General features: G+C 64.2%; 24 protein-coding genes. 18 read left to right on the top strand and 6 right to left on the bottom strand.

Annotated features, from left to right (window positions below):
- Window positions 1–234: 234 nt before the first annotated feature.
- From ACS0VV_RS01485 to ACS0VV_RS01430, 12 genes are all read left to right on the top strand, one after another.
- Complete coding sequence (locus ACS0VV_RS01485; protein WP_483530973.1) at window positions 235–606, top strand: tetratricopeptide repeat protein; 372 nt, start codon at window positions 235–237, stop codon at window positions 604–606.
- Window positions 607–772: 166 nt separating this feature from the next.
- Window positions 773–1,408 carry a lytic transglycosylase domain-containing protein gene (locus tag ACS0VV_RS01480; RefSeq protein WP_483530972.1) on the top strand — a complete coding sequence of 212 codons (636 nt, stop codon included), beginning with the start codon at window positions 773–775 and terminating at the stop codon, window positions 1,406–1,408.
- A 2-nt stretch (window positions 1,409–1,410) separates the two neighbouring features.
- Window positions 1,411–1,716, top strand: a complete 306-nt coding sequence (locus ACS0VV_RS01475; protein ID WP_483530971.1) for a TrbC/VirB2 family type IV secretion system protein — start codon at window positions 1,411–1,413, stop codon at window positions 1,714–1,716.
- Window positions 1,717–1,729: 13 nt separating this feature from the next.
- Window positions 1,730–2,011, top strand: a complete 282-nt coding sequence (locus ACS0VV_RS01470) for a VirB3 family type IV secretion system protein (protein WP_483530970.1) — start codon at window positions 1,730–1,732, stop codon at window positions 2,009–2,011.
- Between the two features lie 19 nt (window positions 2,012–2,030).
- Window positions 2,031–4,466, top strand: coding sequence for a VirB4 family type IV secretion/conjugal transfer ATPase (locus ACS0VV_RS01465; protein ID WP_483530969.1), 2,436 nt, complete (start codon window positions 2,031–2,033; stop codon window positions 4,464–4,466).
- The gene (locus tag ACS0VV_RS01460; protein ID WP_483530968.1) at window positions 4,463–5,683 is read left to right on the top strand and encodes a TrbL/VirB6 family protein; all 1,221 of its coding nucleotides are present in this window, start codon (window positions 4,463–4,465) and stop codon (window positions 5,681–5,683) included. The genes ACS0VV_RS01465 and ACS0VV_RS01460 overlap by 4 nt, the downstream gene beginning before the upstream one ends.
- On the top strand, window positions 5,680–6,474 hold the full coding sequence (locus ACS0VV_RS01455) for a TrbG/VirB9 family P-type conjugative transfer protein (protein WP_483530967.1): 795 nt from the start codon (window positions 5,680–5,682) through the stop codon (window positions 6,472–6,474). The genes ACS0VV_RS01460 and ACS0VV_RS01455 overlap by 4 nt, the downstream gene beginning before the upstream one ends.
- 17 nt (window positions 6,475–6,491) lie before the next feature.
- Window positions 6,492–7,661, top strand: a complete 1,170-nt coding sequence (locus tag ACS0VV_RS01450; RefSeq protein WP_483530966.1) for a TrbI/VirB10 family protein — start codon at window positions 6,492–6,494, stop codon at window positions 7,659–7,661.
- 14 nt (window positions 7,662–7,675) lie between these two features.
- Window positions 7,676–8,701, top strand: coding sequence for a P-type DNA transfer ATPase VirB11 (virB11, locus tag ACS0VV_RS01445; protein ID WP_483530965.1), 1,026 nt, complete (start codon window positions 7,676–7,678; stop codon window positions 8,699–8,701).
- Between the two features lie 59 nt (window positions 8,702–8,760).
- A complete protein-coding gene (locus tag ACS0VV_RS01440) occupies window positions 8,761–10,956 on the top strand; it encodes an RNA degradosome polyphosphate kinase (protein WP_483530964.1) in 2,196 nt (731 codons plus the stop codon).
- The gene (locus ACS0VV_RS01435; protein WP_483530963.1) at window positions 10,953–12,449 is read left to right on the top strand and encodes a Ppx/GppA phosphatase family protein; all 1,497 of its coding nucleotides are present in this window, start codon (window positions 10,953–10,955) and stop codon (window positions 12,447–12,449) included. The genes ACS0VV_RS01440 and ACS0VV_RS01435 overlap by 4 nt, the downstream gene beginning before the upstream one ends.
- A 94-nt stretch (window positions 12,450–12,543) precedes the next feature.
- On the top strand, window positions 12,544–12,873 hold the full coding sequence (locus ACS0VV_RS01430; RefSeq protein ID WP_483530962.1) for a TraR/DksA family transcriptional regulator: 330 nt from the start codon (window positions 12,544–12,546) through the stop codon (window positions 12,871–12,873).
- On the opposite strand, the gene ACS0VV_RS01425 is transcribed toward ACS0VV_RS01430, so the two are convergent.
- On the bottom strand, window positions 12,874–14,895 hold the full coding sequence (locus ACS0VV_RS01425; protein ID WP_483530961.1) for a TonB-dependent receptor plug domain-containing protein: 2,022 nt from the start codon (window positions 14,893–14,895) through the stop codon (window positions 12,874–12,876).
- 169 nt (window positions 14,896–15,064) lie between these two features.
- Here ACS0VV_RS01425 and ACS0VV_RS01420 point away from each other — a divergent pair, with 169 nt between their 5' ends.
- Complete coding sequence (locus tag ACS0VV_RS01420) at window positions 15,065–15,568, top strand: hypothetical protein (protein WP_483530960.1); 504 nt, start codon at window positions 15,065–15,067, stop codon at window positions 15,566–15,568.
- A gap of 30 nt (window positions 15,569–15,598) precedes the next feature.
- Here the strand turns inward: ACS0VV_RS01420 and ACS0VV_RS01415 are convergent, their stop codons facing one another.
- Complete coding sequence (locus ACS0VV_RS01415; protein WP_483530959.1) at window positions 15,599–16,576, bottom strand: hypothetical protein; 978 nt, start codon at window positions 16,574–16,576, stop codon at window positions 15,599–15,601.
- 136 nt (window positions 16,577–16,712) lie between these two features.
- Here ACS0VV_RS01415 and ACS0VV_RS01410 point away from each other — a divergent pair, with 136 nt between their 5' ends.
- Genes ACS0VV_RS01410 through ACS0VV_RS01390 form a run of 5 tightly spaced genes read left to right on the top strand, consistent with a single transcriptional unit; the run spans window position 16,713 to window position 23,449 of the window.
- Window positions 16,713–17,651: a bifunctional 5,10-methylenetetrahydrofolate dehydrogenase/5,10-methenyltetrahydrofolate cyclohydrolase gene (locus tag ACS0VV_RS01410; RefSeq protein ID WP_483530958.1), complete on the top strand. Its 939-nt coding sequence runs from the start codon at window positions 16,713–16,715 to the stop codon at window positions 17,649–17,651.
- Between the two features lie 34 nt (window positions 17,652–17,685).
- Complete coding sequence (locus ACS0VV_RS01405; RefSeq protein WP_483533478.1) at window positions 17,686–19,197, top strand: flavin-containing monooxygenase; 1,512 nt, start codon at window positions 17,686–17,688, stop codon at window positions 19,195–19,197.
- 3 nt (window positions 19,198–19,200) lie between these two features.
- Window positions 19,201–19,965: a competence/damage-inducible protein A gene (locus tag ACS0VV_RS01400; RefSeq protein ID WP_483530957.1), complete on the top strand. Its 765-nt coding sequence runs from the start codon at window positions 19,201–19,203 to the stop codon at window positions 19,963–19,965.
- Between the two features lie 12 nt (window positions 19,966–19,977).
- On the top strand, window positions 19,978–22,977 hold the full coding sequence (locus tag ACS0VV_RS01395) for a DUF2339 domain-containing protein (protein ID WP_483530956.1): 3,000 nt from the start codon (window positions 19,978–19,980) through the stop codon (window positions 22,975–22,977).
- Between the two features lie 58 nt (window positions 22,978–23,035).
- Window positions 23,036–23,449, top strand: a complete 414-nt coding sequence (locus ACS0VV_RS01390) for a Dabb family protein (protein WP_483530955.1) — start codon at window positions 23,036–23,038, stop codon at window positions 23,447–23,449.
- Between the two features lie 50 nt (window positions 23,450–23,499).
- Here the strand turns inward: ACS0VV_RS01390 and ACS0VV_RS01385 are convergent, their stop codons facing one another.
- The 4 genes from ACS0VV_RS01385 to rplK all read right to left on the bottom strand — a co-directional run bounded on the left by ACS0VV_RS01385 (window position 23,500) and on the right by rplK (window position 25,958).
- A complete protein-coding gene (locus ACS0VV_RS01385) occupies window positions 23,500–23,934 on the bottom strand; it encodes a hypothetical protein (RefSeq protein WP_483530954.1) in 435 nt (144 codons plus the stop codon).
- Window positions 23,935–24,051: 117 nt separating this feature from the next.
- Window positions 24,052–24,660 carry an outer membrane protein gene (locus ACS0VV_RS01380; RefSeq protein WP_483530953.1) on the bottom strand — a complete coding sequence of 203 codons (609 nt, stop codon included), beginning with the start codon at window positions 24,658–24,660 and terminating at the stop codon, window positions 24,052–24,054.
- Window positions 24,661–24,829: 169 nt separating this feature from the next.
- Complete coding sequence (gene rplA, locus ACS0VV_RS01375) at window positions 24,830–25,522, bottom strand: 50S ribosomal protein L1 (RefSeq protein ID WP_483530952.1); 693 nt, start codon at window positions 25,520–25,522, stop codon at window positions 24,830–24,832.
- Window positions 25,523–25,526: 4 nt separating this feature from the next.
- Window positions 25,527–25,958 carry a 50S ribosomal protein L11 gene (rplK, locus tag ACS0VV_RS01370; RefSeq protein ID WP_483530951.1) on the bottom strand — a complete coding sequence of 144 codons (432 nt, stop codon included), beginning with the start codon at window positions 25,956–25,958 and terminating at the stop codon, window positions 25,527–25,529.
- Window positions 25,959–25,995 lie beyond the last annotated feature (37 nt).

Below are 25,995 nucleotides of genomic sequence, written 5' to 3'. Positions count from 1 at the left end.
GTCGCGACCGGGGCAATAGGCCTGCGGTGTGACGGTTTATTTGCGATACTGTGACGGTTTGGGGAATCGCCGGACAATTCCTACAAGTCAATGAAAAGGCGGTATTTTACTTATCCACTTGCCATGAAGGCTGCCTGGAAGCCGTCGCGGTATTTCAAATTTATGACAATGTTACAGTTTTGTTGCATTGCGGGTTGGTGAGGCGCACAAAGATGCCAGAACAAGGAGAGAGCCATGCTTGCAACATTCGCACTTGCGCCGCTCATGCTGGCCCAGACGGCCATGCTGCCGCCGGTCGCTGATGCCGATCCCGAAGTCCTGAACGTCGCTTACGAGCAAATCGCCAACGGCAATCTTGAAAGCGCGCTTGCCGTCCTCGAAGAAGCCCAAGCCGCCGATCCGGAAGATCCGGCCACGCTGATCAATCTCGGCAGCGTTCACCAGCAGCTCGGCAATGCCGAGCAAGCGCGCCAATATTACACTGCGGCGCTGGAGAGCAGCACGCGCTACGATATGGAACTGGCAGATGGCCGCTGGGTCGATTCCCGCCGGGTCGCCGCCATGGCGTTGGGAACACTTGAAGATTACCGACTGGCAGCGCGCTAAGCCTCCTAAAAAGCTACTTCACTGCTGGAAGTGAAGTCGCCTTGACCCGGTCCGCGTGTTCCTTCCGCGACCGGGTCTATTTTTTCGCTGCGGGCGTTAACCGCGCGGGTTTGTCACAGCCGTGTCATTTCGTGTAAGCAAAGGCCTCGCTTCGGAGGGTATTTGCATGATTCCGCGCAATCGCCGCGCAATTGCCATGATGATATTGTGCTGTGCCTATGCGCTTCCAGCGCAGGCCATCGCACAGGTCATGGAAATTGGCGCGGACGGCGAAGCGGCGTGGGTCACTGGCGGGCTCGCGGGTTCGGCTGTTGCACCCAGTTTCGTTGCAAGCGCTTCATCCACCGGCTCGCCGGTCACAAATAGCAGCGCGCCTACCGTCTATGCCGGCAATGTTCTTACGCTTATCCCACCTGCCTATGTCGACCACGTGACCATGCTGGCGGCGCGCTACAATCTCAGCCCCGCTTTGATCGAGGCGCTGGTGTGGCAGGAAAGCCGCTGGCGCGCCGATGCGGTGTCGCCCGCCGGTGCGCGCGGGCTTGCCCAACTTATGCCCGGCACGGCGCGCGACCTCGGAGTCGACCCCGATGATCCCTTCGCCAATCTCGAAGGCGGGGCGCGTTATCTTCGCCAGCAGCTTGACCGCTTCAACGGCAATCTTGAACTGGCGCTGGCAGCGTATAATGCAGGGCCGGAGCGGGTCATCCGTTCAGGCGGCGTTCCGCGCATCCGTGAAACACAAAACTATGTGGCCTCCATTATGGGCCGCCTCGCTTATCATTCCCGGGAAACACGATAATCATGCTTCAACCCATCCGCGCTTCTCTCGCCCGACTGGCGGCGCTTTTCACCCTTCTGCTGCCGAGTGCCGCGATGGCGCAGGATCCTGCGGGTTCGCAGCCGATCAACAACGCCTTCAGTTGGATGCAGGGCGTGCTGCTCGGCCAGATCGCGACCACCGTCGCGGTCATGGCAGTGGCCGCTGTCGGCTTCATGATGCTGACGGGCCGTGTGAACTGGCGTTTCGGCGCGACGGTCATCATCGGCGTGTTCATCATTTTCGGCGCCGCGTCGATTGTCGGCGGCATCCAGAGCGCGGCAGGATAAGGCGCAACTGGCCATGCCGCTGATCCGCCATCCCGTACACCGCGCGCTGACCCGCCCGCAAATGTTTGCCGGCGTGACGATGAATTTCTTCGTCATTAATATGATGGTGTCGACCATTGCCTTTCTCATCCTGAAAAGCTGGTGGTTCGTCCCTGTGGCGCTGGTGATGCACGTGATCGGCTATTTCGCTTCGCTGCGGGAGCCGCGGATTATCGACCTGTGGGTCACCAAGGTTTCGCAATGCCCCCGCGTGCGCAATTATTCGCGCTGGGGCTGCAATTCCTACGCGCCGTGAAGAATCTGGAGCACGCAGCATGAGCAACAAGTGGCTGGGAGCCGCGGCCTGGAGCGCGAAGGAAGCGCAGGCTGGTGACCGCCTGCCCTATGCGCGGCTGATCGACGATGGCGTGCTACTGCTGCGCGACGGCTCTTTGATGGCGGCGCTGCAAGTGCCCGGTCTACTGTTCGAAACCGAGGAGACCGACGCGCTCAACGCCCATGCGCAAACGCGCGAGGTGATGTTGCGCTCGAACCTTGATGCGCGCTTTGTCATGTATCACCACGTCATCCGCCGTAGGGTGAGCGTGGAGCTGGATGCCACTTTCGAAGATCCGCTCTCGGCGCATATCGACCGGCGCTGGCGCGAGAAGCTTTCCTCCGGCTCGCTCTTCGTAAACGACCAGTTCGTGACTTTGGTGCGCCGTCCCGCGCGCGGCAAGGCGGGCCTCGTCGAGCGGGTGGGCAAATGGTTCAAGGGCAAGGCGCGCGAGGCGGACGAGATCGATCCGCGCGATCTGCGCTCCCTGCGCGGCGCGGTGCAGGCGCTGGCGGCCAGCCTGGCCGAATATGGCGCGCAGCCGCTGGGCGATTATCGCGGCGCGAATGGGGAGCTGTTCAACGAAACGCTGGAATTGCTCTCCGCGCTCTACAATGGCGAGATGCGCCCGGTGCGCCGCCCTTCTGACGAGACCGATATCGGCGATATGCTGCCCTATCGCCGTGCAAGTTTCGGGCTCGACGCGATGGAATTGCGCGGCAGCGGCGGGGTGGATTTTTCCTCCATCCTCAGCCTGAAGGACTATCCCGAAGCGACGCATCCCGGCCTAATCGATCCGATGCTGCGCCTGCCCTATGAAATGATCGTTACCGAGACCTTCGCGCCGCAGGAACGCCAGAGCGCGCGCGAACGGATCGATCTCGCCATCCGCCGCCTGCGCAGCGCCGACGAGGAAGCGCAGGCCGAACGGGCGGACATGATGGCCGCGCGTGACGAGCTGGGCGCTGGCAGCGTCGGCTTTGGCGATCACCATTTGTCGGTGCTGGTGCGCGAACGCTCGCTCGAACGGCTCGACGATGCGACCGCTGCGGTTGCGGCGGCGCTTGGCGATACGGGTGCGATTGCGGTGCGCGAGGACACCAATCTGGAGCCCGCCTTCTGGGGCCAGTTCCCGGGGAACGAGCAATATCTGGTGCGCCGCTCGCTGATTTCGACGGCGAATATGGCGAGCTTTGGCAGCCTGCACGGTTTCGCGCTGGGGCAGGCGCAGGGCAATCACTGGGGTGACGCGGTAACGCTGCTGCAGACGACCAGCTCCACCCCGTTCTTCTTCAATTTCCACAATGGCGATCTGGGCAATTTCTCGGTCATCGGACCGAGCGGGTCCGGCAAGACCGTGGTGATGAATTTCCTCGCCGCGCAGGCGCAGAAATTCGCTCCCCGCACCGTGCTGTTCGACAAGGATAGAGGTGCCGAACTGTTCATTCGCGGCATTGGCGGGAATTACGACCGGATAGCCTCGGGCCAGCCGACCGGTTTCAACCCGCTTGCCCTGCCCGATAGCCCGACCAACCGCGCTTTCCTGCGCGACTGGCTCTCTGTCCTGTTGCAAGCCGAAGGGCCGGAAGAAGCCTCCACCATCGCGACGGCAGTGGATGCAGCCTATGCCAATGCGCCCTCGCTGCGCCGCTTGCGGCATTTCAAGGAACTGGTCTCCGGCAGCCGCCGCCCGCAGCCGGGCGATCTGGCTGACCGTCTTTCGGCATGGATCGGCTCGGACGAAGGTCAGGGCGGCGAGCATGGCTGGTTGTTCGACAATGCGACGGACAATCTCGATCTCACCACCCGCGTGATGGGTTTCGACATGACCGCGCTGCTCGAAAATCCCAAGCTGCGCACGCCGACCATGATGTATCTCTTCCACCGCATTGACGAGCGGCTGGACGGCGATCCGGCGATGATCCTGATCGATGAAGGGTGGAAAGCGCTGGATGACGAAGTCTTCGCCGCGCGCATCCGCGATTGGCTGAAGACGTTGCGCAAACGCAATGCGCTGGTCGGCTTTGCCACGCAGTCGGCGCGCGATGCGCTGGATAGCAAGATCAGTACCGCGCTGGTCGAGCAGACCGCCACCATGGTCTTCATGCCCAATGCCCGTGCGCGCTACGAGGATTATTGCGACGGTTTCGGTCTGACCGAGCACGAGCTGGCGCTGATCAAATCGCTGCCCGCGCATAGCCGCTGTTTCCTCGTCCGCCAGCCCGATGCGAGCGTTGTCGTGCGGCTCGACCTGTCGAGCGCGCCCGAAGTGCTGACGATCCTCTCGGGCCGCGAAAGCAGCGTGAGGCGGCTCGATGATCTGCGCGCCAGCGTCGGCGATGCGCCCGCCAAGTGGTATCCCGCGCTCACCGGCCATGCATGGCCCGGCCCTGACGGTGTCGAGCCGGAAGACAATCGCGAGGCCGCCGAATGAGCGCATTGGGCGTCATGACGGCGGACTGCCAACGCCAGATGGAAGCCGTCGGCGCAGGGATCGGCGCGAGCTTGCGCGGCGTGGACTGTGCCGCCAATGCGATGAGCGAGGCGGCGTTCAACAACCTCTTTGCCGAGGGCGGCTTCCTCGGGCCGACCTTTACCGCCGTGCTGGTGATCTTTGTGGCGCTGCTGGGCTTCGCTCTCATTACCGGGCGCACGCGGATCGGCGTTGCTTCGCTGACCCCGCGCATGGTGACGCTGGTTTTCGTGGTGACCTTTGCGACCAGCTGGCTGTTATTCCAGTGGGTGTTCTACAACCTCTTCGTGCTCGGCCCCGATTCCATCGCCAGCGGGCTGATGGGCACCGATGGATCAGCCACCACCATTTTCGCCGACAAGCTCGACGCGGTGATGCTCGCGCTGATGGAGGCATCGGGCGGGGATGCGATGGATGCGAATACCAGCGTCTTCTCGCCACCGGGCCTGCTCTGGTCGGGCGGGACGATGCTGCTGCTGGGTACGGTGGGCGTGCTGGCGACGAGCAAGATCGCGCTTGCCATCCTGATGGGCCTCGGACCGATTTTCATCCTTTGCGCGCTGTTTGACGGGACGCGCGGCATTTTCACCGGCTGGCTCAAAGCCGTGGTGCTGATGGCCTTCACCCCGCTTTTTGCGGTGCTTGGCGGTTCGCTGATGCTCGAACTGGCAGTGCCGGTCTTGTCGAGCCTCGCCAGCACGCCGGGCGAAATCGACGTGCGGCCTGCCATGGCGTTCTTCATGATCGGCGCGGTGCATCTGGCGCTGATGTTCATGGTGCTGAAAGTGCTTACCACCATGGTCAGCGGGTGGAGCGTGTTCGGCCTTGTTCGCGGTGCGGATGAACGCCCTTGGGCTCCCGCACCTGCCCCCGCTTCGACTATCGCCATTCCTGCGGTGAACCCGGCTCTGGCAACCACCAATGCAGGCGAGCGCGCACGGCAGCTGGCCCCTGCCGTGGCGCGCGATGTGCGGGTCGCGGCAGCAGCCGTTCCCACCGCTGCAAATGATCCAGGCGCTGCGGGAAGCAGCAGCACGACCACGCGCGAAACGCGCATCATCGGCGGTCCCGCCACCGCGCAAACCTCCTCGCCCGGCAGCGGCCTGCCATCGCGGGCGCGCGGCATTGGCAGCCGCTTCAAATCCGCTCCCATCCGTTCAACGGAGAAAATGACATGATCCGCCACGCCATCCTTATGGCAGTGCTGGCGCTGACCACGCTCGCAACCCCCGCCGCGGCGCAAGACCCGCGCCTCGTCGAGCGGCTGTATGATCCCTACAGCGTCGTGCGCGTCGAAGGCCGCGTGAATGTGCAGAGCACCATCCGCTTTGGCGAAGGCGAGACGATCGAGAACGTGGCCATCGGAGACAGCGCCGCGTGGCAGGTTACACCCAATCGCCGCGCCAATCTGCTGTTCGTCAAACCGCTGCTTCCGCGCGCCGCGACCAACATGACGGTCATCACCAACCGCTTCACCTATCTGTTCGATCTGGTCGCGGTGCCCGATACGCGCACGCCGGTGTATTTCCTGACCTTTATTTATCCCGAGGAACTGCTGCCGCCCGCAGAGGACGATGGCCCCGATTCGCTGATGGGTGCAGGCGCGCCCAATGCGCTGGAAATGGCCGCCGCGAATGACGAATATGCCGTGCTCGATCCCGCCATGCTCAATTTCAGCTGGACGCGCCGCGGTGATGCCAGCCTGATGCCGAGCGAAGTCTATGACAATGGCGTAGCGACCTTCCTCACCTGGCCGGGCGACCGCGCGATGCCCGCAATCCTGCTGACCGACCACGAGGGCAATGAAGGCCCCGTCAATTACGCGGTGCGCGGCGATACGATCGTGCTCGATCTGGTGCCTGCCGAGATCATCCTGCGCTCGGGCGAGAATGAGGCGCTGCTTGTCAATCAGGGCGATAGTGGCGGTTATCTGGCCGATGGCACGGCTGCTCCGGCGGAACGCGACTGAGAGGAAGGGATCAGACGATGAAACAGTCGAATCAGCTTCCCGGCGAAACCGCCGCCATCGAAGGCGATCCGCGTGACAGCGCGAGCGAAGAGAGCATCGATCTCGCCAGCCGCACCGCCTATCCGGCCGTCGCCAATCGCAATGCGCGGGCCGATACATTCGGGCTACTGGCAGGGATAGCCTTTGTAGCGCTGGTCGGAGCTGGCGCATGGGGAGTCCTATCGACAAGTGATGGTCCGGCGAGCGAGGAGGCGCAAGACCAGCAGGTCGCCCAGCCCGACACTGCGCCCAATATGGCGGTCGCTCCCGGCACCACGCCCACCGACGGCTTGCCCAGCGCCAATGCCACCGTAGCCGCCGTTTCCCAGCCGGTCGGCGGGGCGATGGCACAGCCGGTCGAACTGGCGCGCGCACCCGATGCAATGGTGATCGCCGGGCCGGTTTCGCCGCCGCCCAATTATAATTCGCCAACACTCGTTTTCGATGGCGGCACCGCGCCCTCCTCCGCCGCCGCGGTCGCCGCGCAGGCCGAAGCGGCAGGCGCATCGCAGCCCAACGCGACGATCCCCGGCTCGGGCGGGGCAAATGATTTTGCCGCTCGCGTCGGCGGGGTTGGAGGCGGGACGGCGAGCGCCTCGGTCGATTTCAATCCGTCGACCACGGTCACGCAGGGGACGATGATCCCTGCAATCCTCGAAACCGCGATCAACACCGATGTCCCCGGCTATGTCCGCGCGGTGGTGAGCCAGGATGTGCGCAGCCATGATGGCAGCCGCGTGCTGATCCCGCGTTCGAGTCGACTTGTCGGCCAGTATCAAAGCGGCCTGCAAGCCGGTCAGCGCCGCGCCTATGTCATCTGGCAGCGCGTAATCCGGCCCGATGGCGTCTCGGTCGCGCTGCAAAGCCCCGGCACCGCGTTTGACGGGACGGCAGGACTGGAAGGCGAAGTCGATACGCATTTCTTCAGCCGTTTCGGCTCGGCCATGTTGCTGTCGGTGATCGGCGGGCTGACCAACCTTGCAGGTGGCGGCGCGTCCGTCGTGCTCGGCGGCGGGCAGAGCGCGGCGAGCACCGCGTTGCAGCAGGACGGCCAGCGTCCGCCGACGATCCGCGTAGGTATGGGCGAGCCGATACGCGTGTATACTGCGCGCGATCTCGATTTCGGCACGGCTCCGGCGGTGCGCTGAGGCTGGGCTGCTTAATGGACACGAATAGCCCCGCTTTGCCTGACGACCCCGCCTCGGAAGAACCGCAGGTGGCGAGCGGCGGCTCAGTCTATCTCGACGCCTATCTCGCGCCGTTTCGCGAATGGCTAGAGCGCGACACGGTGACCGAAATCCTCGTCAACGGCCCCGGCGAAGTGTGGATCGAAGATGCAGCGGTTGCGGGCGGCATGACCCGTATCGAGCGCGCCGACATCACCGACAAGCTGGTGCAACGATTGGCCGAGCAGGTCGCCCGAATCAGCCACCAGGGCATCAACCGCGAGCACCCGCTGCTCGGCGCAACCTTGCCTGATGGTGCGCGTATCCAGTTCTGCGGCCCGCCCGCCACGCGCAAGCATTGGGCGATGTCGATCCGCCGCCACCGGCGGCTTGATCTGCCGCTCGACGCCTATGACGCGGGGCCCCTCACCCCGCGCGCCGAGCCTGTCCTGCCCGATCCGCAGGCGCATCCGATTGCCTTCCTCCGCGAAGCGATCAAGGCGCGCAAGACGATCCTGATTTCGGGCGGCACCAGCACCGGCAAGACGACTTTCCTCAACGCCATGCTCGGCGAGATTCCGCGTGAAGAGCGGGTAGTGCTGGTGGAGGATACGCCGGAACTAAAGTTCCCCGGTTTGAACAGCGTCGGCCTCGTTGCGGTGAAGGGTGAGTTGGGCGAAGCGAAAGTAACCGCCAACGAACTGCTGCAATCCGCGCTGCGCCTGCGGCCTGACCGCATTGTGCTGGGTGAATTGCGCGGGGCGGAGAGCGTCAGCTTCCTGCGCGCGATCAATACCGGCCACCCGGGCAGTTTCTCGACCATCCATGCCAACAGCTTGCGCGGTGCGCTCGAACAGCTGAGCCTGATGGTGATGCAGACCGGTATCGGCCTCAGCCGTACAGACACCATCGCCTATGCCGCCAGCGTCATCGATGTGATTGTCCAGCTCGACCGCAGCGAAGGCAAGCGCGGGATCAGCGCGATTGCCCACACACGCGATCTGGCCGAGAGCTGGGGCTGATTGTGACTGCCGCGTGCTCTTTCTTGCACGCGCCGCAAGGCCGGGGGTAAGGGACAGGCATGGCCAGCAACCCGACCCAGAATTCTCCCGCCGCCAATGATGGCAGCGACCCCGCCGAGCTTTCCGCCGAGGAACGCTATTTCAACCGCGAACTGTCGTGGCTCGCCTTCAACGATCGCGTACTGGAAGAGGCGAACAACACCAGTTACCCGCTGCTCGAAAGGCTGCGTTTCCTGTCGATTTCGGGCAGCAATCTTGACGAGTTCATGATGATCCGCGTCGCCGGTCTGGCTGGCCAGGTGCGCAGCGGTGTGACCGAGACCAGCATTGACGGGCGCACGCCCAAGCAGCAGCTCGCCGCGATCAACGCCAAGGTGCGCGAGCTGGAAGCCAAGCAACAGGACGCGCTCGCGCAGTTGCAGCCGCAGCTGGAGGAAGAAGGCATCCACCTTGCCGGAGAAGACCGGTTGGAGGAGGACGCGCATCGCTGGCTGCGCGATCATTTCGTTAATCACATCATGCCGGTGCTGACCCCGCAGGCGCTCGATCCCGCGCACCCCTTCCCCTTTGTCGCCAATGGCGGGATTGGCGCGCTGTTCAACCTTACGCGCAATTCGGACAGCAGCCAGCTGGTCGAGATGGTGCTGATCCCTGGCGCCTTGCCGCGCTTTGTCCGCATCCCCGAAGAGGTGCTGGGCGATGAAGCGATCTATGTGCCGGTCGAACGCCTCGTCTGCCGCTACGCCAAGCTGCTCTTCCCCGGCTTTACCATCAAGGGCGACGGCGTGTTCCGCGTGCTGCGCGACAGCGATATCGAGATCGAGGAAGAAGCCGAAGACCTTGTCCGCTTGTTCCGCAGCGCGATCCAGCGGCGGCGGCGCGGGCAGGTCATAATGCTCGAAATCGACGACAGTTTCGATCCCGAAGCCGAGGAATTGCTGCGCGACAAGCTGGAGCTGGAACAGGCCTTCGTTACCAAAACAGGTGGCATGATCGGCATTTCGGGCCTGTCCGAAGTGGTCGATGAAGACCGGCACGATCTCAAATTCACGTCCTACAGCCCGCGCTATCCCGAACGCATTCTGGAGCATGACGGCGATGCCTTTGCCGCTATCAGCGCGAAGGACATCATCATTCACCACCCTTATGAAAGCTTCGAAGTGGTGGTCGATTTCCTGCGGCAGGCGGCGGCCGACCCCAAAGTCATCTCGATCAAGCAGGCGCTTTACCGCGCAGGCAACCAGCCGACCGTTATCAACGCGCTGATCGAAGCGGCCGAGGCAGGCAAATCGGTCACCGCCGTGGTCGAGCTCAAGGCCCGCTTCGATGAAGAGCAGAACCTCAAATGGGCGGGTGAGCTGGAACGCGCCGGGGTGCAGGTGATCTACGGCTTCATCGATATGAAGACCCACGCCAAGGTCTCCATGGTGGTGCGGCAGGAAGAAGGGCGCGCGCGTACCTACTGCCATTTCGGCACCGGCAATTATCACCCCGTCACCGCCAAGGTTTACACCGATCTCAGCTATTTCACCGCTGACCCCGCACTGGGCCGCGATGCGGCGAAGCTGTTCAATTTCGTCACCGGCTATGTCGAACCGCAATCGATGGAGCGCCTCGCGATCAGCCCGCTCTCGCTTTACGAGCGGATCATTGCCGATATCGACCACGAGATTGCCTTGGCGCGCGAAGGCAAGCCTGCGGCGATCTGGGCCAAGATGAACTCGATCACCGAACAGGGCGTGATCGACAAGCTGTACGAAGCGAGCCAGGCGGGGGTCGAAATCATGCTGGTGGTGCGCGGCATTTGCTGCCTGCGTCCGGGCGTCCCCGGCCTCTCCGACAATATCACCGTCAAATCGGTGATCGGGCGTTTTCTGGAACACAGCCGCATCTACGCCTTCGGCAATGGCGAGCCGATGCCGAGCAACACCGCCAAGGTCTATATTTCCAGCGCCGACATGATGGAGCGCAATCTCCACCGCCGGGTGGAAACGCTGGTGCCGATCCAGACCGATACGGTGCACGACCAGGTGCTCGACCAGGTGCTGCTCGCCAATCTGATCGACACCCAGCAAAGCTGGCTGCTCGACGGTGAAACGGGGGATTACCAGCGTGTCGCGCCCGATGACGGGCTTGAGCAGGGCGGGTTTAACTGCCACGAATATTTCATGACCAACCCATCGCTCAGCGGGCGCGGAGAGGCGCTGAAGGAAAGCGGTGTGCCCAAGCTGACCTTGCGCAAGTCCGCGCCGTGAGCGCAGCGCGCACCCGTCGATCAGCGCAGGCCATCGAAACGCCCGACCGGGCGGTGATCGATATCGGCTCCAACACTGTGCGCCTCGTGGTCTATTCGGGCCCCAAGCGTGCGCCCAATGTCTGGCTGAACGAGAAAGTCACCGCGCGGCTGGGCCGCGATCTCGCGGCAACGGGGATGATCCCGCAGGAGGCGGAGGATATGGCGCTTGCCGGACTGCGCCGCTTCGCCGCTATCCTCGACAATCTGGGCGTCAGCGACGTTGCCAGCGTTGCCACCGCCGCCTCGCGCGATGCGGGCAACGGGCCTGCCTTTATCGAGAAAGTGCGTGCTCTGGGCCTTTCACCGCGCGTGCTGACGGGCGAGGAAGAGGCGCTCGCCGCCGCCAATGGCGTGCTAGGCGGTTTTCCCGGCGCGAAAGGCGTTGTCGCCGATCTGGGCGGAGGCAGTCTGGAACTCGTCGCGGTGGAGAATGGCGGGTGCCATGACGCGATCAGCCTGCCGCTCGGCACTCTGCGCCTGCCCGCCTTGCGCGAGAAAGGCACCAAGAGCTTTCGGGCGGCAGTGCGCGCGGAACTGGCCAAGGCGGGATGGGCGAAAGGGCAATCTGGCCCGCTTTATCTGGTCGGCGGCACATGGCGGGCAATGGCAAGCTATGCCATGCACAAGGCCAAATATCCGCTGACCGATCCGCAGGCCTATTGTATGACGCCTGCCGAGGCGGAGAAAATCGCCAACCGCCTCGCCAAATCCGATCCCGAAGAGCTGACCGGGATTTCCGAGGTCTCCAGCAACCGCGCGGCGGGTCTGCCCGATGCGGCGGCAATGCTGCTGGTGATGCTGCGCGAACTTTCGCCGGAATCGCTAGTCATTTCGGCATGGGGTTTGCGCGAGGGCTTGCTGTTCGACCGGCTCACCGCAATCGAGCGCGAACAGGACCCGCTACTGACCGCGGTCACCCATTTCGCCACGCCGCGCGGAGCCAGTATCACCAGTGCAACGCTGAAAGCGGCATGGACTGCCGAAGCGGTCGATGGGCGCAATCGCGGGAGCGAGCGCATCCGCCTTGCCGCCACGCTGCTGGGACAGGCCGCCGCGCGGATCGAGCCGAATATGCGGGTGGCGCATTCGACCGACTGGGCGCTGGAAAAGCGCTGGCTCGGCCTCGATCACACAGGCCGCGCGATGATCGCACAGGCTTTGCGCGCGAGTTGCGGCTCGCCCAAAATCGTCGATGCCTATCTGCGGATGGCGAGCGAAAAGCAGCTGCACCGCGCTTCGGCCTGGGGGCTGGCGAACCGGCTGGGGCGCAAGATCGGCGCGGGCACGCGCATCTCTCTCACCGGCAGCAGCCTGCGCCGCACGGACAAGGAACTGGTGCTCACCTTCGCGCCCGACAGCGCGTTTCTGATGGAGGAGAGCGTCGAGACCGAACTCGCCAATCTCGCCGCATGGCTGGGCTTGGAGTATCGGGTCGAAATCGCCGCCGAATAGGCGCAGCGCTTAGCTTGCGAATTTGCTCTGGATCAAAGTGTGCGTGGCTGCGCAGTGCTAGGCTCTGCCAATATCCAAAGTGATTGGAGAGGACATGAGCATGGGCGACTTCGACACAGTGAGAGCCGGTTTGGAGGCGCAACTCGCTGAATTGCGCGAGCGGTTGCTGCGGATCGAGCGCGATCTTGACGAGCCGCATGATCCCGATTCCTCGGAACGCGCAGTGCAGATGGAGGACGACGAGGCGCTCGAAGCGAAGGGGCGGCTGATGCAGAGCAGCATCGCCTCGATCGAACGCGCCCTGCTACGCATCGAACGCGGCGAATATGGCGAATGCGTGCAATGCGGCGCAGCCATCTCCGAAGGCCGCTTGGCCGCGCGGCCCGAAGCGGCCTTGTGCATCACCTGTGCGAGTGCCGAATAGCTAGAACCCCCAGCGCAGGCCGAGCCAGAAGGTCTGCGGTGCACCAAGGTCAATCGAACCTCCCTGGTTGCGGGTGACAATGTCTTCGTCGAGCAGGTTCTCCACCCGCCCTACTAGCGCCAGCTGGGCTATCAGCGGAACTTGTGCGTAGAGATCGATGGTTGTCGCGGCGGGGAGCACATCGTCCTCCTGATCGCCTTCGAACTGCGCGCCCACATGGCGCAGTGTCACGCTGCCGAAAGCGCCTTCTGCAAAACTGTAACGTGCGGTTAGACTTCCGGCAATTTCCGGGGTTTGCGGCGGACGGTTGCCGTCGAGCGGCGCCGCAAAGCCTTCCCCCACAATGCGCGCATCGGTGTAAGCCATTGTTCCATAGAGAGAGAATGCTCCGCGCTCCAGCGATGCGGCGAGCTCCACCCCTTGCGCGGAAATCGCATCGAGATTGCGCCGCTGGCGCAGGTTTTCGGCCAGAGTCACATTGGCAATCGCGCCTTCGACGTCATTGTCGAAGAAGGTGGCGGACAGGCGCACACCCTCGGCAGGAACAAGATCGAAACCGATTTCCCAGCCTTCCAGCCGCTCCGGTTCCAGCGTTTCGTTGGCCTGTGTCGTCACCGGAAAGACCACGAAAGGACGGTACAATTCATTCAACGTCGGCAAACGGAAGCCCGAATAGGCTGCCGCGCGAAAGATCACCGCATCGCTTGCCGCGAACAAGGCTCCGGCGCGCCAGGTGACTTCCCAATTCTCGCGCTCAGCAAAACGGTTATCGCTAACCACGCTACCATCGGGAGCCAGCGCGCGGAAAAAACCGCCGGTGATTGTGTAGCGATCCGCGCGCAGGCCGCCGGTCAGCGTCAACGCGCCCGATTGCCAGTCATTTTCGACAAAGCCGCCAAGCGTCGAGGTCGCGCCTCCCGCAAAGCGACTCTGCGTCAGATTGCCGGTGAAGGCGGAGTAGGCATCCTCCGCCAGGTCGCCTTCGCTGCGGCGATAGTCGGCGCCCAGCCGCAGCGTGTGCCCGCCGCCGACCGGCGGACGCAGCTCGATCTTGCCGCCGAGGCCGCTGGCGGGCGTATCGCGCTGGTCGAGCACGGGAACGAAGCGGGTGGCGGAGATCACGACATTGGTGAAATTGCGCCACTGGGCATAGCCGGTCAGATCAACGCCCCACGCGCCCCGCCCCACCAGCCGCAGCGAGATGTCCTGCCCTTCGGAGGTGCTGTCCGCCCCGTCAAAGCGCAAGGTGCGGCTATCGGCAAAGGCGAGCAGGCGGGCCTGCACTTCCCAGTCCGCGCCGACCGGCTGCACTACCCGTGCGCCGGTTGACCAAGCGTCGAAGGCGGCGCGGGTCGTGGCGGGCACGCGCTGGTCTTCGGGCGTGGTGTAAAAGCCCTCCCCGCGGTCCCAGCGGCCGTGCAGCACGGCGAACCCCTCGCCAAGCTCTGGCGCGAGGCTGGCCGACAGTTCGCTATCGCCGCGCGCATTCACCAAGGCGCTGGCATTGACGAGGCCGAGCGTGCGGGCATCGGCGCTGGTGATGTCGATCACGCCTGCCAGAGCCCCCGCGCCGAACGGGCCGGCGCCGCCACCGCGCGTGACGCGGATGCTGCCCAAGTGTTCGGGCGCGATGGCGCTATAGGGGATGTAGCCGAAAAACGGATCGCCCACCGGCACCCCGTCAAGCAGCACCAGCGCGCGGCTCGACGCATTGCCGCCCAGCGCGCGCAAGGTCGCGCCCTGCGCAGAAGGGTTTGCCGAGCGGCTGTCCGAACGGCGGAATTGCTGGAACCCGGCGACACCCGACAGCACATCTTCCAGCCGCCCGCTGGCGCTGGTGACAATCGCCTCGCGCTCCAGCGTGACCGAGGCATAGGCGGGGGCGGCAGGCGTTTCGGGCAGGCCTTGGCCGGTGACGACGATCACCGTTTCCGGCTCCTCCACCGCGTCCCCGGCCTGCTGCGCTAGCGCGGGGCTTGCCAGAAACGGGAGCGCGACAAAGGCGGGGGCGAGATATTTCATGCGTTCAGAAGGACCTCTTTATGACAATCGCCGTCATGTAGGCGGCATTTGCTGTAACGCCAGCAATCTGCGCTGGATTTGGCGCGGCGTGCCGTTAGACTACGCCCGTCACGCCACAATGATCCAAATAGTGTGATCCAAACAGATTGATGAAAACAGGGGGCTTATAATGAAATTGAAGACAGCAACTTTCGCAGGGCTCGCCATGGCTGGCGCTGCGTTGGCGCAACCCGCCGCCGCGCAGGCTTACCCGCCGGTCTACACGCTGGGCGAGACTGACGATGCCGATCTGCTCCGCTGCGGCATCCGCTATGCCGATGCAATCAACCAGGCCAACAATACGCTGCGCGCCAACCGGGTACCGATGGGCACCGAGGATATGGCGGTGACGCAGCGCGCGCTGGCGCTGTATATCAATCTCAACATTTCCCCCATCGTCTATGATGACGGCGAGGATTCCGGGTCATGCTATGGCGGGGTCACCCTTTCGCTGCACAGCTATTCCTTTGTGGACGAGCCGGTGACCGGCACCCGCCGCTTTGCCGCGCTGACATTCTGTCAGGACGGTTTCACCTTCACGTTGACGCGCAGTGCCCTGCGCCGCGAAGTCGAACGGCAGATCGAAGAAAAGGTCATCGGCTGCCTTAGCGAATGGCGCGCTTCGGCCGAGTGAGCCTGGTCACCGGTTGCGGCTCCCGCCCGTTCAGGCGGGGCCGCAGCGGTTGAGGTAGATCCGGTCGTCGAGCACGGTGACGCGCGCGATCTGGCCGTCGCCCATAAGATATTCGCGGATATCCAGACCGTCGCCAAGCTGCTCGTAATCTGCACCCCATAGCGCGTCGAGGCCCTCGGGATCGGGCAGATTGCGCCGGTCAAGGTCTGTGCAGGCGCGGGTGTTTTCCTCAAGGCTGGTGGTGAGGTCGGAAGCGCTCGGCGCTTCGGCAGGCTCTTCTGCCGCTTGCCCTGATGTTACTTCTGCCGGCGCTGCGACAACTGGCTCGCCTAGCCCATCGAGGAAATCATAGGTCATGCGAGAGGGGCGGGGTTCTTCTGCTTCGACGACTTCGACGGCTTCGACAGCTTCCTCCGCTTCGACAGCTTCGTCCACCTCTACAGCCTCTTCAGCCAATTCCTCTGCGGCAGGTTCGATAGCCTCGGCAGCAGCAAGCTCCGCCTCGCTCGGCTCATCCGCCGGATCATATTCCGCCACCGTCGCCGCATTGTCGCGGTCGTAGATCATATCTTCGTCGAACGGCCCCAGCCCACTGCCGCGCACCACGCGCACAAGCGGATAGGGCTCCAGCTCGGTACCGAGATATTCCATCGTCATCGTATATTCGCCGGTCATGGCGAAATGCAGCACATCGCCCGTGCCGCCTCGTTGGGTGGGCGGGAAGCGCAATTGCACTACGCCTTCGCGCTGCGACCCGTCAGCAGCTTCGACCAGCTCTTCCCCGGCAAAGCGGACAAAGACGATGCCATTGCCTTCGAACCGCGCGGGCCGCAGCCAGCTGCCATCCCAGCCGCCCTCGCCGTCACGCTCCAGCGTGAAAACCCAGATATGCGCATCGTTGATACGGAGCGCCCAAGTCCCCTCATGGTCACCCCCCTGATCCTGCGCCGAAGCGGCAACAGGCAAAGCGAGCATAGCGAAGGCGAGGAGCAAGAAACGTTTGATCATGCCCGCGCTTGTGCAGCAGGCGGGGCGATGCTGGCAAGCAAAAGGCGGCAGACCGTTGGACAGGGGCTGGGAAACCGCCTGCGAAGTGCTAAGAGCGCGCCAGCACTACCCGCCCACCAGCAGGACAACACCGCCCATGGCAGACATTATCGACGGACGCGCCATTGCCGCGCAGTTGGACGAAGTCACCAAGCGCCAGGTCGAGGAACTGGTCGCAGCGGGCCATCCCGCGCCGGGCCTGACCGTCATCCTTGTCGGCAATGATCCGGCGAGCGAAGTCTATGTCCGCCGCAAGATCGCCGCGTGCGAGAAAGTCGGCATCCGCTCGACCGAGCACCGCCTGCCCGATACGATTTCGCAAGATGCGCTGCTGACGCTGATCGCACGGCTCAATATCGATCCCGAAGTCCACGGCATTCTGTGCCAGGTGCCGCTGCCCGCGCATATCGAGACGGGCAAAGTGCTGGGCGCGATTGTGCCGGAGAAGGATGTCGACGGCTTCCATCCGGTCAATGTCGGGCGGCTGTCCACCGGCACGGGCGGCATTGTGCCCTGCACCCCGCTCGGCATCATGATGCTCATCAACACCGTGATCGATGATCTGACGGGCAAGGATGTGGTGGTGATCGGCAAGTCGAACATCGTCGGCAAGCCGGTGGCGAACCTGCTGCTGGAGGCCGAGGCGACCGTCACCGTCACCCATATCCACACACACGGCCTGCCCGATATCGTGCGCAAGGCCGATGTCATCGTCGCTGCGGCGGGTGCACCGCGGCTGGTGCGCGGGTTCTGGGTGAAAGAAGGCGCGGTCATCATCGATGTTGGCATCACCCGTGTCGAAGGCGAGGACGGCAAGACGAAGCTGGTGGGCGATGTGGCATTCGACGAAGTGCAGCACGCCCGCGCGGTCACGCCCGTTCCCGGCGGTGTCGGGCCGATGACCATCGCCTGCCTGCTCTCCAACACCGTGAAAGCCGCCCGCGCCGCCTATGGCCTCGTCACTGATGGCGGTAGTGACAATCCGGACGCCAACGGGCATTCCCTGTTTACAGGCGCGGGCAGTTTGCCCAATTAGGTTGCCCAACGAAACCAAACTGCGAGTGGATGTGATGAGCCAGCCTGATACCGACGTTCTGATTATTGGCGCGGGCCTCTCCGGCATTTCGATGGCGGGGCATATGAAGATGCATTGTCCCGATCATAGCTTCATCATTCTCGACCGGCGGGCGCAACTCGGCGGGACGTGGGACCTGTTCCGCTATCCCGGCGTGCGTTCGGATTCGGATATGCACACGCTGGGCTTTTCGTTCGAGCCGTGGAAGCATGACGATGCGATTGCCGATGGCCCCGCGATCCTCGAATATCTCGACCGCGTGGTCGATGAACGCGGCATCCGCGAACATATGCGCTTTAACGAGGAAGTGCTCAGCGCCGATTGGGACAGCGGCACCGCGCGCTGGACGATCACCTCGCGCGGGGCGGATGGCAAGGAACACAGGCTTACAGCGCGCTGGCTCTATTTCGGCAGCGGCTATTACGATTACGACAACCCGCACGATGCCGATATTCCGGAGCTGGACAAGTTCGGCGGGCAGGTGATCCACCCACAATTCTGGCCCGACAATCTCGATTACAAGGGCAAGAAGGTCGTCATCATCGGTTCGGGCGCGACGGCGGTCACGCTGGTGCCCGCGATGGCGGAGGATGCGGAAAGCGTCACCATGCTCCAGCGCACGCCCACCTGGATGGGCAAGGGCCCGCGCCGCGACAAGTGGGACCACCGCTTCCGCCGCTGGTTTCCGGAGAAGGTCGCCTACTGGCTAACCCGCCGCAAGAACATCCTGTTCCGCGACTACATTTTTGCGCTCTCGCGCCGCAATCCGCAGAAGCTGGCCGACAAATTGCGCGGGATGCAGCGCGAAAGCCTCGGCCCGCTCTACGATCCCAAGCATTTCGAGCCGCCCTATAACCCGTGGGAGCAGCGCCTGTGCCTGATCCCCGACGGCGACCTCTACAAGGCGATGCGCGCGGGCAAGGCGCATATCGTCACCGATCACATCGCCGGTTTCGATGCCAAGGGTATCAAACTCAAATCGGGCGAGCATCTGCCCGCCGATATCGTGGTGACCGCCACCGGCTTGCGCCTCGTTTTCGCGGGCAAGGTGAAAGTGACCAAGGACGGCGCGCCGGTCGATTTCACCGACCACTATTTCTACCGCGGGACGATGTTCTCCAATGTGCCGAACCTGTCATTCGTGTTCGGCTATCTCAACGCCAGCTGGACTCTGCGCGCCGACTGCAACGCGCAATATGCCTGCGACGTGCTGAATGACATGGCCAAGGCGGGCGCGAATGTCGCGGTGGCCGAATTGGCGCCGGAGGACGAGCCCGAAACGGTCGAGCCGTGGGACTATTCCTCCGGCTATCTCCAGCGCGCGCGGCATCTGATGCCCAAGGTGGGGCCGGAGCGTCCGTGGACGCTGAAGCACGATTATCTGGAGGACGTGAAGGACTTCCGCCAGCGCCCTGTGCGCGACGGTGTGCTGCGCTTCTACACGGTCGATGAGAGCGCCGCCGCGGCGGAAGAGGCCGAAGACCATCAGGCCATCGCTGCCGAGTAGAGCATGACCTTATCGGGCAAGATCTGGACCGCGGCACTGGTGGTGATCGGGGACGAGATTCTCTCCGGCCGCACGCAGGATGCGAATATCGCCCAGATCGCCAAATGGCTGCAGGTGCAGGGCATCCGCCTTGCCGAAGTGCGCGTCGTGTCGGACGATATGGACGCGATTATCGGCGCGGTGAATGCTTTGCGGGCGGGCCATGATTACCTCTTCACCACTGGCGGCATCGGCCCCACACATGATGACATCACTGTTGATGCGGTGGCGCAGGCGCTCGGCGTGGCGGTCACCATCCATCCCGAAGCGCGCGAAATGCTCGCCGCCTATTACGAAGGACGCGGGCTGGCACTGACCGAGGCGCGTCTGCGCATGGCGCGCGTGCCCGAGGGCGCTTCGCTGATCCCCAACCGCATTTCGGGCGCACCCGGCATCCGCCACGGCAACATTTTCCTGATGGCGGGCGTCCCGCATATCACCGCGCAAATGCTCGACGGGCTGACCGGCGCGCTCGAAGGCGGCGCGCCGCTCCTCACCGAAACCGTGGGCTGCTGGGTCAATGAAAGCGAAGTCGCCGAAATCCTGCGCGCGGTCGAGGCGGCGCATGAGGATTGCCAGATCGGCAGCTACCCCTTCTTCCGTGAAGGCCGTGTGGGCGCGAATTTCGTCATCCGCTCCACCAGCGCGGAAATCCTTGCCAGCGCGGTCGACACCTTGTGCGAGGCGTTGGGCGAAGAAGGCCATGACTTTACGCCGGGCGGGATATAGCATCGCCGCTGAATGGACTGGATCTTCATCTTCGGCCTGGTGATTGTTTGCGTCATGCTGTGGCAAAGGCTGGGCGTGATGGAGCGGCGGGTGGATTCGCTGGAGGAGTTTATCTCCTCGCTCTCCGCGCGGCCTCCGCCTCCGGTGGTACCGGTCCGTGTTATCCCGACGACGCGGACGGTGCCAAGAACGGCTCCTGCGAAAGAGGCCGAGCCGGAAGCAGAGCCTGTTCCAGAACCAGAGGTGATCCCCGAGCCGGTGGCCAAGACCCGTCCGGCCACCCAAGAGGCGATTGTTTCCGCACCGCTTCTGCCAAGCCAACCGCCCGCACCATCGCAACCGGAGCCGGAGCAAGAACCCGAACCCGAAACCGAAACCGAATTCGCGCGCAGTTTCGACTTCGAAGACATTTTCGGGCGACGCCTGCCGATCTGGGCGGGCGGCTTTGCGCTCGCCATCGGCGGGATTTTCCTTGTCCGCTATTCGATCGAGGCCGGCCTGCTCGGCCCCGAAGTGCGTGTCGCGCTGAGCTTTGTCTTCGGCCTTGTGCTGCTAGCACTCGCCGAGGGCGCCTACCGCTTTGCCGAGCGGGTGGGCGACGAAAGGGTGCGGCAGGCATTGGCCGGAGCGGGCATCGCCACGCTCTATGCCGCCTTCTACCTCGCAGGCGCGATGTACGGGCTGATCGGCCCCGGCGTCGCCTTTGGCGGACTGGCGCTGGTCACCGCCTTGGCGCTCGGCCTCGCCTTCCGCTTCGGCCTGCCCACCGCGATCCTCGGCCTTGTCGGCGGCTTTGTCACCCCGCTGATGGTGGAGAGCGAGAAGGCCAATGTGCCGGTGCTGGCGGTCTATCTCGCGCTGCTGACGGCGGCGCTGGCGCTCACGGCAAAACGGCTCGGCTATGCCTGGCTCGCGCTCACCGCGCTGGGTGGCGGCTTCCTGTGGGGTATTCTGATGCTGCTGGGCGATCTGGTGGCGACGGGAGACCGGCTGGCGGTGGGCCTCTATCTGGTCACGCTCGGCGCAGCGGTGCCGCTGCTGATCGAGCGCGACGCCTATCACGCGCTGGCCCGCGTGGCGGCAGGAGCGGTCGGTGCAGCGCAACTGGCCGCGCTGGTGGCACTGGCGGGGTTCGATCTGCTCACATGGGGCCTCTATCTGCTGCTCGCTGCCGCGCTGGCGGTGCTTTCGTGGCGGGAGAAGGCGCTACAACCGGCGAACGCTCTGGCGCTCGCGCTGGGCGTGATCCTGCTCGCCATATGGGGTTCGCCGCCGGTGGGTGAGTTCGTCACAGTCGCAGCCGCGCTCACCGCCATCGGGCTCGGCTTGCCGCTCGCCTTGATGTGGCTGCGGCGCGGCGAGGTGCTGCATTCGGCGCAATTGAGCCTTGGCGCGCTGGCGCTGGGCGCGGTGGGCCATTGGCAGTTCGGATCGGGCGACAACAGCATTGCCATTCCCGGCCTTGCCGCAGGTCTGGCACTGCTGGCGGCGCTGGCCGCATTGGGCGCTTGGAAGAGCTGGCGCGTGGAGAGCGCGCTCGACAGGCTGCTCGCGCTCCCCGTCGCGGTGAGCGGACTGCTGGCCTTTGCCGCATTGCACACCGTCCTGCCCGATTGGGCGGAAGTGACCGGTGCCGCAGCCGTGGCGCTGGTGCTGGCCGAGCTTATCCGCCGCAACCGCCGCAAAACGCTTGCAGGCGTCGCTTGGGGCGGCGCGGCAATCGTCCTCGTCACCCTGCTTTCGACCGGCAAGGCGCTGACCGAGCTCACGCTTGCCGTGGGCGGAGAATATGGCACGCCCGATACGCTGCGCGCGCTTGTGCGCTGGAGCGTGGCGGGCCTGCCATTCCTCGCGCTCGCGCTGGTCGAATGGCGGCGCAGGGCGAAGCGGCTGGCCGAAAGCATTGGCGCGATCATCCTCTACGTGCTCGCTGCCCAAGTGATCCCCGGCGAGGCGCTCGCCTGGACGCTGGCCTTGGGCGCGATGGCCGCGATCTGGTTCCTCACCCACCGCAGCGGAGCATGGCTGACACTGCTGGCGCTAGGCGGGCTCTGGGCATCACCGCACGTCTTCCTCTGGATGGCCGGCGGCGCGGAGGCTTTCGTTGCCCTCCCAATGTATGTTTCCGATGTTCCTGCGCTCAAGGACGCCGCGCGCTTTGCCCTGCCCTTTGTCATCGCGGCGGGCTTTGCCAGCTGGCGCTGTCTGGCGATGGAGCGCGACCATCTGGGCAGAGGCCTCGCGCTGGCGGCCGGGTTCGCCGGGCTCATCGTGCTGCACACTGCTTACAAGCAGCTGTTCGGCATCGATAGCGCAGAGGCGTTCGCGCGGTCGGGCATGGCCGAGCGGACATTGTGGCAGGCGCTGCTCGTCGGCGCGGGAGTCGCGCTACTACACATCCGCCCGCAATACCGCCTCCTTGCTCTGTGCCTGACGGGAGCGGGCTTTGCGCATTTCGCGTGGTTCACCTTTGCGCTGCATAATCCGCTGTGGAGCACGCAGGCGACCGGTACGCTACCGCTCGCCAACTGGCTGCTGCCCGCTTACGCCATCGCCATAGTTGCCGTCTGGTGGCTCACCCGGCAATCGCGCGGGAAGATGGACGAAGGCCTGCGGCAGATAGGCGACGCGGTCGTCATGGTGCTGATCGCCTTCTGGGGCTTGAGCGAGCTGCGCCATGCTTTCGCGGGCAGCGTCCTCACCGCCACCGATATGAGCCAGACCGAAGACCTGCTCCGCTCGCTGCTCGGCATCGTGCTTGCTATTGGCTTCCTCGTCTGGGGATCGCGCAGCGGCCAGCGCAATTGGCGCATCGGTTCGCTGGTGCTGATGCTGCTCGCAGTGTGCAAAGTGTTCCTGTTCGATGTGGCTGGGCTTGGCGAGGTGCTGCGTATCATCAGCTTCGTCGCCCTGGGCCTCAGCCTCATCGGCATCGGCTGGTTCTACGCCCGCCAGCTGCGCCCTGTCCGCTGCCTAGCACCGCGAGTGCCCTTCACAGGAGCAACGAATTAGCCTAGGCCTTGGAGTAATCAGACAACGTTGTCTGAATCACTCGCGATGAGGAGACGGTATGCCGCATGACACATCCAAAATCAGCCGCCGCGCCGTTGTTGGCGGGCTTGTTGCGACGCCTGCCGTGATGGTGGGGAGCAGCGCCGCTGCCGCGAGCCACGGGCGGTATCTGCGCCATCAGGTGTTCTTCTGGCTCGCCAATCCGGACTCGGTGGAAGACCGTGACCAGCTGATCGAAGGCCTGCGCGGCCTTGCGGCGATCGAAGTCATTCGCGAACTGCATATCGGCGTTCCCGCAGATACCGAGGCGCGCGATGTGGTCGATTCCAGCTTTGCCGTGTCCGAGCTGATGCTGTTCGATGACCGCGACGCGCAGCTCGAATACCAGCAGCACCCGTTGCACCAGCAATTCGTTGCGGATCACCAGCACCTGTGGAGCCGCGTTGTCGTTTACGACAGTCTGGACGTGTGAGGTAGCAAGGGCCGGTGGATCGCTCCCCCGGCCTTCGCACATACGCTTGTCTAATCGGCTCCGCAGGGAGCAGCCGCGCAAGGGTCCGCGCTGCAATCATGGGCATGGCACGGCGCGGCGGCGCAGGGATCGGCTCCGCAATCATGCGCGGCGCAGCAGCCATGCGCATGACAAGCGGCAGCGCAAGGATCAGCCGAGCAGCTTGCGGCGGCACAGTTCTCGGCGGCACAAGGATCGGCGGTGCATGGGTCAGCCTGCTCCGCCCGGCGGCGTTCTTCACGGCGGGCAGCACGTTCGGCGCGGCGCTGCTCGCGGGCTTCGCGCGCGTCGGAAGGACTCGCTGTGCGGCTGCTATCATAGGCGGAACGCGAAGGCGAACTCGCGCCATAGCATTGCGCCATTGCGGGCGCGGCAAGGCCCATGGCGGGGGCGGCGAGCGCCAGACCGCCGGCGACTTTCAGGAACTGGTTGAGCTTGGCAGACATTACGGTGAACTCCTGATGTGGTGCCCCCACCAATCGGGAATTCGCCGCTGGTCGCCCGAGGGTTACTCGGCGTGAAGCGCAAGGCCGGAAGGACGCGCCTCCCGGCCCCGCATATGCTCAGAAGCGCAGGCCGATGCCGGCCACGACCTGATCGGTTGTCGCGTCGCCGAACGTGCCTTCGCCCAGATCGCGATATTGCGAGCGGCGGTATTCGATGCGCCCTTCGAGCGCGCCGGGCAATTGCACCAGCACCCCGCCGCCGAAGCGGAAGCCGCTGGCATTCTCGTCAATATCGTCGAGCGAACCGGCGGTCGAAAAGGCGCGGGTGTCGAGCGCGGTGTACCCGGCCTTGCCGTAGGCGGCGATGCCGGGCGTGATGGCGAAACCTGCGCGCGCGCCGAGATAGAACTGGCCGTCGGCTTCCAGCCCGTCGCGCACTGCGCCAAGATTGGTCGGGAAGCTGGTGTCGCTGCCGCTGGCCGAATATTCGCCCTCGATCCCGACAAAGGCGCTACCGAGGCTGAGATCGTAACCGGCGGCAACGCCGTAGACCACGCTGTCGGCAGTCGCGGTGCCGGTGGTGTCGGAGGCTTCGACTTCCAGCCCCTCGTAACCGGCGATTGCGCCGATGTGGAAACCGCTGGGCGTCACCGGATTGGACTGCGCCAGTGCCGGTGCGGCAACCAGGCCGCTGGCGAGAATGGCGAGAGTTGAGATCGTCTTCATGGTTGAGTCCTTTGACTATGCGCCCCGCCCGCCCGATCGGGCCGCGCGGCTTTCTGCCCACTGAACGAAGCGGCGGGACGGTGCAATCGCGCGCTGGGACCGCCAAACAGAAAGGGCCGGAGGATTGCTCCTCCGGCCCTTTTCGGTGCGGTGATCTGTAGGAAAGGGCTTACGCGCCTTCGACTTCCGAAAGATCAACCTTCAGGCCCGGACCCATCGTGCTGCTGATGGCGACCTTGCGGACATATTTGCCCTTTGCGCCCGACGGCTTGCTCTTCACAACCGCTTCGGTCAGCGCCTTGAAGTTAGCCTTCAGCGCCGCGTCGTCGAAGCTCAGCTTGCCGATGCCGGAGTGGATGATGCCCTGCTTTTCCACGCGGAATTCGACCTGGCCGCCCTTGGCGTCCTTCACGGCCTTCGCCACGTCGGGCGTCACGGTGCCCAGCTTCGGGTTCGGCATCAGGCCCTTGGGGCCCAGCACCTTACCGAGACGGCCGACAACGCCCATCATGTCCGGCGTGGCGATCACGCGGTCATAATCGAGATTGCCTGCCTGCATATCTTCCATCAGGTCTTCTGCGCCAACCTTGTCGGCACCGGCGGCGAGCGCCTTTTCGGCATTGTCGCCGCGTGCGAACACGGCAACCTTTACGTCCTTGCCCGTGCCCGACGGCAGCGACACCATGCCGCGCACCATCTGGTCGGCGTGACGCGGATCGACGCCGAGGTTCATCGCGACTTCAACGGTCTCGTCAAACTTCGCCTTGTGTTCGCGCAGCACGGCGAGCGCTTCATCAACGGTGTACAGCTTCTCGGCATCGAGCTTGGCGACAACCTGCTGCTTCTTGGTCTGCTTTGCCATGTGCTTAGCCCTCCACCACATCGATGCCCATCGAACGGGCGGAACCGGCGATGATCTTGACCGCCTGATCGATATCGTTGGCGTTGAGATCCTTCATCTTGACTTCGGCGATCTCGGCCAGCTGGCTCTTGGTGATCGAACCGATGGTGGTCTTGCCCGGCTCTTTCGAACCCGACTTGATCTTCATCGCCTTCTTGATGAGGAAGCTCGCCGGAGGCGACTTGGTGACGAAGGTGAACGAACGGTCAGCATAGACGGTGATCTTCGTCGGGATCGGCGCGCCCTTTTCAAGGCTGTCGGTCGCGGCGTTGAAAGCCTTGCAGAATTCCATGATGTTGACGCCGCGCTGGCCCAGAGCCGGGCCGATGGGGGGCGACGGGTTGGCGGTGCCGGCGGGCACCTGAAGGTTGATGTAACCTTCGATCTTCTTGGCCATGATGGCCTCCTTTTCTCACTGTCGCATCCGGCCCCGG

Source organism: Aurantiacibacter sp. KMU-128 (assembly GCF_056933515.1).
Note: the sequence above shows the minus strand (reverse complement) of the source record. Positions and strands in the feature narration are given on the sequence as shown.

Coding starts and splice junctions, on each gene's coding strand:
- ACS0VV_RS01420 (WP_483530960.1), top strand. CDS start 15,065: ATGAAATTGAAGACAGCAACTTTCGCAGGGCTCGCCATGGCTGGCGCT.
- ACS0VV_RS01440 (WP_483530964.1), top strand. CDS start 8,761: ATGGCCAGCAACCCGACCCAGAATTCTCCCGCCGCCAATGATGGCAGC.
- virB11 (WP_483530965.1), top strand. CDS start 7,676: ATGGACACGAATAGCCCCGCTTTGCCTGACGACCCCGCCTCGGAAGAA.
- ACS0VV_RS01485 (WP_483530973.1), top strand. CDS start 235: ATGCTTGCAACATTCGCACTTGCGCCGCTCATGCTGGCCCAGACGGCC.
- ACS0VV_RS01410 (WP_483530958.1), top strand. CDS start 16,713: ATGGCAGACATTATCGACGGACGCGCCATTGCCGCGCAGTTGGACGAA.
- ACS0VV_RS01475 (WP_483530971.1), top strand. CDS start 1,411: ATGCTTCAACCCATCCGCGCTTCTCTCGCCCGACTGGCGGCGCTTTTC.
- ACS0VV_RS01460 (WP_483530968.1), top strand. CDS start 4,463: ATGAGCGCATTGGGCGTCATGACGGCGGACTGCCAACGCCAGATGGAA.
- rplK (WP_483530951.1), bottom strand. CDS start 25,958: ATGGCCAAGAAGATCGAAGGTTACATCAACCTTCAGGTGCCCGCCGGC.
- ACS0VV_RS01380 (WP_483530953.1), bottom strand. CDS start 24,660: ATGAAGACGATCTCAACTCTCGCCATTCTCGCCAGCGGCCTGGTTGCC.
- ACS0VV_RS01425 (WP_483530961.1), bottom strand. CDS start 14,895: ATGAAATATCTCGCCCCCGCCTTTGTCGCGCTCCCGTTTCTGGCAAGC.
- ACS0VV_RS01390 (WP_483530955.1), top strand. CDS start 23,036: ATGCCGCATGACACATCCAAAATCAGCCGCCGCGCCGTTGTTGGCGGG.
- ACS0VV_RS01395 (WP_483530956.1), top strand. CDS start 19,978: ATGGACTGGATCTTCATCTTCGGCCTGGTGATTGTTTGCGTCATGCTG.
- ACS0VV_RS01430 (WP_483530962.1), top strand. CDS start 12,544: ATGAGCATGGGCGACTTCGACACAGTGAGAGCCGGTTTGGAGGCGCAA.
- ACS0VV_RS01480 (WP_483530972.1), top strand. CDS start 773: ATGATTCCGCGCAATCGCCGCGCAATTGCCATGATGATATTGTGCTGT.
- ACS0VV_RS01470 (WP_483530970.1), top strand. CDS start 1,730: ATGCCGCTGATCCGCCATCCCGTACACCGCGCGCTGACCCGCCCGCAA.
- rplA (WP_483530952.1), bottom strand. CDS start 25,522: ATGGCAAAGCAGACCAAGAAGCAGCAGGTTGTCGCCAAGCTCGATGCC.
- ACS0VV_RS01385 (WP_483530954.1), bottom strand. CDS start 23,934: ATGTCTGCCAAGCTCAACCAGTTCCTGAAAGTCGCCGGCGGTCTGGCG.
- ACS0VV_RS01405 (WP_483533478.1), top strand. CDS start 17,686: ATGAGCCAGCCTGATACCGACGTTCTGATTATTGGCGCGGGCCTCTCC.
- ACS0VV_RS01450 (WP_483530966.1), top strand. CDS start 6,492: ATGAAACAGTCGAATCAGCTTCCCGGCGAAACCGCCGCCATCGAAGGC.
- ACS0VV_RS01455 (WP_483530967.1), top strand. CDS start 5,680: ATGATCCGCCACGCCATCCTTATGGCAGTGCTGGCGCTGACCACGCTC.
- ACS0VV_RS01400 (WP_483530957.1), top strand. CDS start 19,201: ATGACCTTATCGGGCAAGATCTGGACCGCGGCACTGGTGGTGATCGGG.
- ACS0VV_RS01465 (WP_483530969.1), top strand. CDS start 2,031: ATGAGCAACAAGTGGCTGGGAGCCGCGGCCTGGAGCGCGAAGGAAGCG.
- ACS0VV_RS01415 (WP_483530959.1), bottom strand. CDS start 16,576: ATGATCAAACGTTTCTTGCTCCTCGCCTTCGCTATGCTCGCTTTGCCT.